Genomic DNA, 9,848 nt, shown 5'->3' with positions numbered 1-9,848 from the left:
CTAGTTAGAAATTCATTATTAATCTTGAATTTCTTCCTTGTTTAATTTTATAAGAAACCGCATCATTTATTATATGCTTCCCCCTTTTAGTGATTTTGCTAAAAAACTTTCAAAGTTATTATTTTTTCAACAAATACTTTAGAAAATTTTTATTATTTAATATTAACTTTATTTAAATTTTAAAGTTTTTTAAATATTAATAATGATCGTGCAGCAAATAATACAGAAACAACTATTGTAACCAAACCAGAGTTAGACTGTTCATCTGTTCCTGGTAATGTATTATTCTTAACTTGTATTTGAGTGTTATTACTTGCTTGAATAATACTTAAATTCTGTAATTGATTACTCTGTGTTGGTTCATTATTGTCAATTGTTTACTTTTAATCCTCATTATTCGCACTATTAGTAGATGATGTTAAATATTGTTTTTTTGTTAATGGACAACAACCTACTTTAGTTCATTCTTGATAGTCAGTCACAGCTACAGCTCCGGGCCAGTTTCTACTAAAATATCTTTATAAAATTTAACAGCTCCATCCTCATGTTAAGACTTATTACAATGAAAAATTACATAATAATATTCTTTATACTCATTTTTTAAATTTACACTTTCTAGATGATAACCATGTTCTTTCATAGCACAAATTCTGATATTTGTAGTATTATTAGGCGTTACTTTACTTTCAACCGCTTATGTTTGATGTGTTCCTATCCTACTAAATAATAAAGCACTTACTAAATTAATTATGACAAAAATATTTGTTTTATATCTTATTTCAAATTTAATTCCTATTTTTTGTTTTCTTCTTTTTAATTTCTTAAGTAGCAACTCTCGAATTGCAATACACTGCATCCAATCTCTCAATAATATACGTTCCATTCGCTGTTATTCGTATTTCGCATTGATTTTCTAATTCTAACTTAATCATAAAGAAATTATTTGTATGAACGTTATTTTTGTTTCTGCTTATTTAGAAATGAATGTCAATTAATTGCAAAGATAATGAATTACAGTTTAAATCTTGATTTTTTGTTCCCCTTTTTTTGCAGAATATTTTGTCAAATCAAATATATTTTTAATACTTATTCTCTATTCTACGGAGGTTATCGATTTCTTTTGAACCAAGCCAATTGAGATCATCAAGATGAGGTACTCGTCCCCTCTTTTACGGGGTGGTTGTCGATTCAACGGGCGTAAAAAACGATGTAATTAATTTCTTGCTGTTCTCGTCCCCTCTTTTACGGGGTGGTTGTCGATTTGAATTAGCATGGTTGGCGAATCAATGGAGTTCTCGTCCCCTCTTTTACGGGGTGGTTGTCGATTCAATATCAGAAGAAAATGATGAAACAAACATGTACACGTTCTCGTCCCCTCTTTTACGGGGTGGTTGTCGATTAGAGAAATGAAAAAATATTTATATACGTTTTTGATTAGGTTCTCGTCCCCTCTTTTACGGGGTGGTTGTCGATTTTAATCACTTTCCTTAACCTTTTCTACAAAGAAAGAGGCTACTATAAACTAATATTTAAGATCATTTAGTAGCCTCTTAAATACAATGTTTTTATCACAGATATATCTTTATTATTAAAGCAATTGAATATAATAATGCATTCTGTTTTTTCTTGCTTTTTTAAATTCATTAATTCCACTTCAACTAGAAATAGGTCTATAAATTATAATACAAATTGAGTTAATACTTTCTTAAAATATATCCATCTATTTCTATGAGTCCATACCTCAATCATATTATCTTGTCTCTGCTTCATTTTGAAAACCTACTAAATTTTTATTACTCAATCATTATACAACCCTCTAAATGCTTTAGTAAATTTACTTTGAATACCATTCCAACTATTTAACTGGAAATATAATTGATACAAACATCAACTATAATATTTAAGCTATATTGTAAAAATAGTCTAATTTTCTAGTAATAACATGAAATAATAGAAGTAAACTATAAACATTTAACTGCTACGCGAAAAAATATATAAATATAAAAAGAACTATATAATCTATTATAAGAGTAGTACAATAAATAAGGATTCTAAAAATATTGAGTTAATACAAAAGCACATTATTTATGTTAGGATAATTATAACTAATTGAAGTATAAAAAGATTAAATCTTACAAAATGATATAGGAGTAAAAAATGAAAATTATAAAAAACAACAAAAAGAATAATAAAATTAAAGTTAGCGTACTAATAAGTACTTATAACAAAGAAAAGTTTATTAAAAAAACACTAGATAGTATATTAAATCAAACAATGGATAAAAGTGATTTTGAAATAATAGTTGTAGATGATTGTTCCACGGATAGTACACCTGACATTGTATCTAAACAAGTCGAAAGCTTTGTTAATTATCAATTTGTACAATTAGATGAAAATTCAGGCACACCGGCAAAACCTCGTAACTTGTCAATTGATTTAAGTAAAGGAAAATATATACTATTTGTAGATGGCGATGATTGGTTGCCTTCAGATGCCCTAGAAAATTTATATACACTTCTAAAATCAAATAAAACAGACTATGCCACCGGTCTTACAAAATATGTATACACTGACCGTATTGCACGCAGTGGTGTTGCTTTATCTAAAATTGCACATAAAAAAGTTGATTTAAAAAATTTCAGAAAGTCATTTTATCATTTAGCACCTGCCGGTAGGATGATTAAGTCTTCGATAATCAAAAAGAATAATATCCGTTTTCCAGAGATGATTTATGGAGAAGATTTACAATTTTTTGCCGAAGTATTTTTTAACACTAAAAATATCAGTACCACGCAAGATGTTGTCTATTGTGCTAATCGTTATGATGAAAATATTTCTTTAGTAAAATCAGAAGAATCTACTGTAGTCAATCGTATGAAGTGGCAAAATGAAGCCTATCGTTATTTAATAAATAAATATAAAAACAATAGAATTTTTACTAGTTTGTTATATCGAATCATAAACAAAGATATTTTAGAAGGTAAATTTTATAAGAAACAATTTATTAAAGAAATTGATATGCTACTGCCTGTTTTCCAAGATATTTTAAACATCATAGATAAAGATTTCAATTCACTAGACTACGTCGATGATGAATTAAATCAACAGGCTATAAAACTTATAAAAAATGGAAATAAACAAGAGATTATAGATTTTGTTAACTTTTATTTGAAGAAAGACGATAAACAACTACATGTTTTAAACGATAAATATTATTACTCATATAATGGAAATATCTATAAAAAGAGAATGCATGTTACATTACAAAAAATATTTCAAAAAGATGAAAATATTTTTTTAAAACTACATTCTAAAAACTCAGAATTAAAATATCTTGAAATAAAAAGCAGAAAGGACCCAACAAACTATACAGTTTTAAAAATCAAAAAAGATTTTTTCAAATCTGGTGAATACACAGTCCAATTTCAAACAAATAAACTGCCAAAAGGTAAATTAGCTCTGACAGTTCTTGATGAAAATTTAAATGGGTCTGTTATTAAATCAGGGATGCAATTTAATTTTTATGAAACTGTTAATGGTAATCTGGGCTATGTAAAAAAAGATTAACTCTTTTGCTAGTATTACTAACTATATAACAAGAAGAGAGTTTAGCAACAATTTAAGAAACTATAAATAAGAAGTATTTCGAATCAAACCTTGTAAAATTCCAAATAGTTTTGAAGAGTTATTTGAATACAAACAATATTTACATTGGCCAACCGATTAAGGAAATTGAAATTTATTCAAATAAAAAATAAGCATACTTATTCATCAAAATACCCACCTAATATTATAGATGGGTATTTTTAAATTTTGCTATATAGTTGATTTAAATCTGTAAGTAATTCATTTTCAAATTCGCTATTTAACTTCTCAACTTTTGTATATAGCTCTTTATTAGTCGTACTTAAGTCAATAGTCACAGATTCACTTTCATTCTTGTACATGCTTTCATAATTGTAATTTAATTCAATTGTAGAATCATAGTCTGCTGATAAAACAATACAAGTCGCAGATTGATTGGGCATATATGTCTTCTCTTTTTGAGCTTCAAAAAACTTCTTTAAATAATTTGGTAAATTTTTTTCATTTATATTTATTTCATCAATTTTAGCCGGGGAATTACCATAATTTTTAATTACAATTTTTTTGACAAAATTTCCTATATGATATCCTTCATAGTATATACCAATATATCCTTTATTTTGAGTTATATATGACTTTTTTGTATAACTAGCAGTTACAATTGTAGCTATACAAGCAAAAATAGCAATGATTACTGAACATATTGAAACTATTAAACTAGCCCCCTCAATCTCCAATTCCAAACCCTCGTTCTACATATAATTATTTTTCATTAAAATTATTCACAACCTATTTTTTAGTTTTATTTATGATACGCTTCAGCGTATCGTTTTATACTAGGGTTTTTATAATAATAATGGTCCTTACATTTTCAAAGACTAAATTCACGTGTAGACATGTTGAATGCGTCTTATTAGGGTCTAATCTAATCAAACAAAAATTTAAGAGAGAAATCATATCTACAGGTTTTTTAACCAGAAGATTATTTTGATCTATTTCAAAAATTTTCAAACCGTTCTTAAAAGTGTATTTTTATAAACGTATGATAAAAGAGAAATTTTAGTCGCTTACTTCGTTTCAAGATATTACTGATACAATAAGGTTAAAAAATCGGTACGTTTAACAGAACAAGTGTAGGTATTATAATAAACGTTTTTGATTTTGATGAAAAATAAGCTGTTCAATTTTTGATTGAACAGCTTTACCTAGTTATCCTTACTTTTATTCTTTTACCCTCAAAAGGCGGAGAGCATTCAGTATTACAATAATAGCAGCTCCTGTATCACTTAATACGGCCATTCATAGTGTAAGTATTCCCAAGAATATCAGAACAAATGCCGCCAACTTTATTGTGATGGAAAACCAGGTGCGGTTGGGAAAATCCCCTTCCTGCGATTACCGTTCACAAACGCCCAAAAAGAGCAACTGGCCCTTTTAGCTCTGGGACTGTCTTGGCCTAGAGAAGGTAAAACCTTTCCCACTTAAAAGAACGGAAAAAGACGCTCTGTCCTGGCATTATCTTTGGCTCGACGCTTGCCCCCATACGGATATTAATCGTTTCGAAACTTTTAATACAGTCAATTTAACTTTTGAATGTAAACTGGCTGCCTTAAGTCACTGTTTATGATTTTATGCTTCCCATGCTCTTTAATTGCTTATTTGACCGCCCGTATGATAAAAACGGTATGCAAGGCATTGTTTTTACTCATAACATCTTTATTAGATTGCTCTGTTTTTTAGTGTCCAATGTTATGGGAGCATTGTAGAATCCACACTTCAAAGTTCATTCATGTCAATCGATTCGTTCATTATTTAGATCTTAATAATCGAAGTCCATTTAGTATAACAACTAAAGTACTTCCTTCATGAACAATTACACTGATTGTAATATCAGTTAATCCTAACAAACTAACGACAACTAAAAAGGCAACAACTGCCATTGAAAAAATAATATTTTGCCTAATAACACGACCCATATTTGAGGAAATTTTATGAGACTGTACTAATTTAGATAAATTGTTCTGCATTAAAACCAAATCAGATACTTCTACTGCCACATCAGTACCGCCCCCCATAGCTATACCAACATCAGCATTAACAAGGGCCGGTGCATCGTTCACACCATCTCCGACCATGGCAGTAACTCCAAATTTTTCTTTTTGTTCTTCTATAATTCTGGATTTATCTTCAGGCATTACATTAGCGATAACTTCGTCTATTCCCAATTGTTCGCCTACAGCTTTTCCCGTCATTTCCGAATCACCAGTAATTAAAGTCGTGTGGATACCAAGTTTCTTAAAGTAATTAACTGTTTCTTTAGCATGCTCATTCGGAATATCCATTAGAGCTATAATCCCAATAACTTCTTCATTTTCTGCTACGTATACAACCGTCTTTCCTTCTGATGCCCAATCATGATTGAACTGGGTATACTCTTCAGAAGCACTTTCAAAAGAAGTAGGCTTACCAATACGATAATTTTTTCCATTATAATCTCCTGTCAGACCTTTTCCAATTTGATTAGTAACTTCGATGTCTATTTTATTTTTAACTTCAAATTTTTCTAAAATAGCATTAGCGAGTGGGTGATTGGATTCCTTTTCAAGGGCGACTATAATATCAATAATATTTTCTTCGTTCACAGAATGAGTGAAATAGTAATTTGTTACTTTAGGTTCTCCGTTCGTAAGGGTTCCTGTTTTATCGAAGGCAATTGCATCTATATCCGCTAATTGTGATAGGTAAGTACTTCCTTTTGAAAGCACGCCTTTTTTAGCTAGGTTAGATGTTGTAGACAATGTTACAGATACAGTAGCTGCTGCCAAAGCACACGGTGAAGCTGCGACTAAAAGCACTAATCCCCTGTAAACACTTTGCGACCATGTCCAATCAAATAGAAAAGGAGCAAGTAACATTACTAATGGTATTGCGATTAAAACTATATTAACATATTTAGGCTCGAATTTTTGAATGATACTGGCAGCTTTTGTTTGATTATCTTGGTTTTGACTAACTAATTGTAAAATTTTAGAGAATACAGTATCCTTGTTTTCCTTAGTGACTTCCATAGTAAAAGTACCTGTTCCATTAATCGTACTTCCAAAAACTTCGTCACCCTTAGACTTCTCTTTCGGTATACTTTCTCCATTAATAGAAGATTCATCAATTGAGGTAGTACCGGATAAAATAATCCCATCAATTGGAACTTGATCACCGTTCAGCACTTGGAGTTGATCTCCAACTTTTAATTCACTGACATCAACAATTTTTGTGTTTCCATCAGGTAGGATTAATTTAGCTGTCGTTGGGTTCATTTCGAGTAGCTTAGTAATTTCTCTTTTACTTCTTCCTTCAGCGTAATCTTCAAGAAAATGAGCGCCGGAAAAAATAAGTATCAAAAGGGTTCCTTCCCAAAAACTCCCTATCAGAGAAGCCCCGATTGCAGCTAATCCCATTAGAATATGAGAATTAGGAGTGAATTTTCCCTTTAATTTAGTATTTTCAACTGTCTCTCCAATTCCTTCGAGAATAATTACATGGTAGCCGGCTGTGATTGTGGCAATTGAAAATAAGATGTTTTGTATTAATAAATTTGCATCACTTAAAAAAAGCCCAATTATAGCCAACACTAAGCCAATAAAATATGAAATAATTGGCATTTTTCCGTGATCATGATCATGACTATGATCGTGGCTATGACTTTCGTGTGCTTGTTGCTCTTGAATATTTTTCATTTCTATCACCTTTCTAAATAAATATGATATATCGGGTTCCAATATATTCGCAGTAAGCTTTACTAAACCAGGACGTTAATTGACCACATCCAAACTTTTTGTATCCAATAATACATCCTATGAATTTATCAACCGTATTCACTAACCCTCTCTGCTACACCCATCTCACTTTCCTTCGAGATATCATACAACGCTTTCCATTCTGTTTTTTTGTTTTCCATATCCATTGCAAAATCCCCTTTTCATATGCCTATAATATTGTTATATGATCATATAACAATATTAATGACGTGAATTATTATTAACACTCATTACTGGTTTACGGAATACTAGTGATGACAGGCGTGATCGATCGCCTGTTTTAGCATATTCATAGTATGTTCATCATCATGGGAATAAAACAATATTGTGCCTTCCCTTCGGAATTTTACTAACCGTAAATTTTTCAAGAACCGCAATTGATGGGAAACTGTTGATTGTCTAAGATGTAGCGTTTCAGCAATACCGTTTACCGAATACTCCTTATAAAAGAGCAAATGGAGAATCCGGATTCTCGTAGGATCACCTAACGCTTTAAATGTTTGCGATACGACAAATAATGTTTCATCATCTAAGTCCTTATTATTTACTTCCTCTAATTCCTTTTTTTCTTCCATTATCCTTCCCTCACTTTAGGTTTCAATTCAAAACCTTATATATAATAATCACTATTTATCTACATATATTAATATATGTTCATATATATGATATAACAATCTGAATAAAGAATCAAATAATATTTAATATGAATTCATATATTTTGTTTTGATTTTTTAGAGTAAAATAAACAAAGCCTTTTTAAGAATAGTGGGATGAGTGCAGTATGGATGATCGGGCGTTAGCTTCCGCACTTGGAATTGGTGTTGGCGGTGGACTCGCTTGGATAATGGAAGGTTTTCAAAGTGGTCATGGCTTTATTTATTCATTATGTGCAGGCCTTATAATTGGCTTATTATTTTTTGAAATGATTCCGGAAAGTATTGAATTAGGCGGGTGGGTAATTTTACTCGGTGGAATAGCAATAGGCTTAGTATTATTCCAATCCATTCATCTATTAATGGATAAAATTACAATTATCACTAATAGTCATCAAAAAGATATTTTCGTTCGATCGGGGGTACTTTTAATTATCAGTATAGCAATTCATAATTTCCCTGTTGGCAATATTCCTTTATTTGTGTAATTTGACCATTAATACTAAATTTATCAATGTCTTGAGAAATTGTTGAAACTCTAACATAACATCCTACAGATTTTCTTTTCATTTCTTTCATATTTTTCATCCTTTCATTAATTAAGCAATCGATGATTGCGTAGCTTGGTTTACAATGTTTAGCGGTTCATTTTTGAAATAGATTCCCACAAGGCTTTTGTTTTTAGAAATATGAATTTCATCAATATATCGGTATAACATGCTTAACGTGAAGTGTTGTTGAATTACATTTTCAAAAGACCTTTGAATTTGTTGCTCATTTATTGATAGTGTTGGTTTTGATTGTTGAAGTAACGATTGAGATTGTTTTCTGAACGTTTCTGCATCGATGGCTCCTTTAGCTAATTTATCTATCAATTGTTCTTGTGTAAGTGTGCTCCTAGTTTCTAGGGCCCTTTGTTTTTTGATCCGTTTTTGAATTACATCATTGGTTTAAAGATAAATTGAAGGATGAAATAAATAATACTGGTATTCGTATGTTTAAGCGCTATGCAGCTATCACTACTTCGGCCAAGATTCTCAGTCATGTTTTACCTACAGATATTGATATCGCTAAAATAAGAGACTACTTTATTGATTATCATGCTCATACAGTCTCTGAACGATCACTGGCAGATAAAGCGATCGAAGTCATTACGCAATTTGTAGCACAAAACCGTGGTAAGTTTTCTGATGACAAAGCGTTAAAGAATATGATGGAGAACCATGGACTAATTGCCTATGATACTTATAGGATTAGGTCAAGGATGGATTCTTGCACCACTTACTAGCGCTGGTATTTATAAAGTTGATAGTAAAATAGCTGGCGCAGCAAGCGGCATGACTAATAGCATGCACCAATTAGGTGGACCCGTAGGTTTGTCCATTATCGTATTATTCACCGCTCAAATTACAAACATAATCATTTATTATCATATAGTTATGTGGATGATAGCAGGTTACATGATTATTTCATTTATTATCATCATCTTTTCACAGAAAGAAGAGATACAATGATTAGTTTCTATATATAACACCATAAAGTAGATTCATAGTTTTATACAACCGAAAAATTCCCATGATATTTTCCAATTATATATACTTTCATGATAAGGTTATATTTTAAAATACAAAAACAAAATTTTCACCTTTTAATTCTTCATCAAAAGGTCATTTGTTATAGGTCTCTGCTTATCGTCTAATAATGAGGTTTTTAATATAAATTATAAAAAAAGAAACCAATTGAGCATTGGTTTCTTTTCGTCACTCTTCATTACTTCTCGTTACTTCTCGTTACT

At 30.5% G+C, this 9,848-nt stretch carries 6 protein-coding genes, 2 pseudogenes and 1 CRISPR repeat array; of the genes and pseudogenes, 4 read left to right on the top strand and 4 right to left on the bottom strand.

Features of this window, described 5'->3' with window-relative positions:
- Positions 1–1,153: 1,153 nt before the first annotated feature.
- Positions 1,154–1,474: a CRISPR direct-repeat array (repeat unit 36 nt; unit sequence GTTCTCGTCCCCTCTTTTACGGGGTGGTTGTCGATT).
- A gap of 683 nt (positions 1,475–2,157) precedes the next feature.
- Positions 2,158–3,567 carry a glycosyltransferase family 2 protein gene (locus KA873_RS09310; RefSeq protein ID WP_107517684.1) on the top strand — a complete coding sequence of 470 codons (1,410 nt, stop codon included), beginning with the start codon at positions 2,158–2,160 and terminating at the stop codon, positions 3,565–3,567.
- Between the two features lie 239 nt (positions 3,568–3,806).
- Here the strand turns inward: KA873_RS09310 and KA873_RS09305 are convergent, their stop codons facing one another.
- From KA873_RS09305 to KA873_RS09295, 3 genes are all read right to left on the bottom strand, one after another.
- A complete protein-coding gene (locus KA873_RS09305; RefSeq protein ID WP_046465699.1) occupies positions 3,807–4,322 on the bottom strand; it encodes a hypothetical protein in 516 nt (171 codons plus the stop codon).
- A gap of 1,071 nt (positions 4,323–5,393) precedes the next feature.
- Entirely contained in the window at positions 5,394–7,319 is a 1,926-nt protein-coding gene (locus KA873_RS09300) for a heavy metal translocating P-type ATPase (RefSeq protein ID WP_053027547.1), read from the bottom strand.
- A 329-nt stretch (positions 7,320–7,648) separates the two neighbouring features.
- Positions 7,649–7,975 carry an ArsR/SmtB family transcription factor gene (locus tag KA873_RS09295; RefSeq protein ID WP_031920602.1) on the bottom strand — a complete coding sequence of 109 codons (327 nt, stop codon included), beginning with the start codon at positions 7,973–7,975 and terminating at the stop codon, positions 7,649–7,651.
- Between the two features lie 206 nt (positions 7,976–8,181).
- Here KA873_RS09295 and KA873_RS09290 point away from each other — a divergent pair, with 206 nt between their 5' ends.
- The gene (locus KA873_RS09290; protein ID WP_001631039.1) at positions 8,182–8,541 is read left to right on the top strand and encodes a ZIP family metal transporter; all 360 of its coding nucleotides are present in this window, start codon (positions 8,182–8,184) and stop codon (positions 8,539–8,541) included.
- Between the two features lie 111 nt (positions 8,542–8,652).
- On the opposite strand, the pseudogene KA873_RS09285 reads toward KA873_RS09290, so the two are convergent.
- Positions 8,653–8,991 (bottom strand): annotated as a pseudogene (locus KA873_RS09285) (cassette chromosome recombinase CcrA); the annotation flags it as partial.
- Between the two features lie 8 nt (positions 8,992–8,999).
- Here KA873_RS09285 and KA873_RS09280 point away from each other — a divergent pair.
- A pseudogene (locus KA873_RS09280) lies at positions 9,000–9,320 on the top strand (cassette chromosome replicative helicase); the annotation flags it as partial.
- Positions 9,286–9,567 carry a hypothetical protein gene (locus tag KA873_RS09275; RefSeq protein WP_031920601.1) on the top strand — a complete coding sequence of 94 codons (282 nt, stop codon included), beginning with the start codon at positions 9,286–9,288 and terminating at the stop codon, positions 9,565–9,567. The pseudogene KA873_RS09280 and the gene KA873_RS09275, both read left to right, overlap by 35 nt.
- The last annotated feature ends 281 nt before the right edge of the window (positions 9,568–9,848 follow it).

The organism is Staphylococcus sp. GDY8P45P, assembly GCF_017892745.1.
Classification (GTDB): domain Bacteria; phylum Bacillota; class Bacilli; order Staphylococcales; family Staphylococcaceae; genus Staphylococcus; species Staphylococcus cohnii.
The sequence above is the reverse complement of the archived record's forward strand: the minus strand, read 5'-3'. Positions and strand labels throughout refer to the sequence as shown.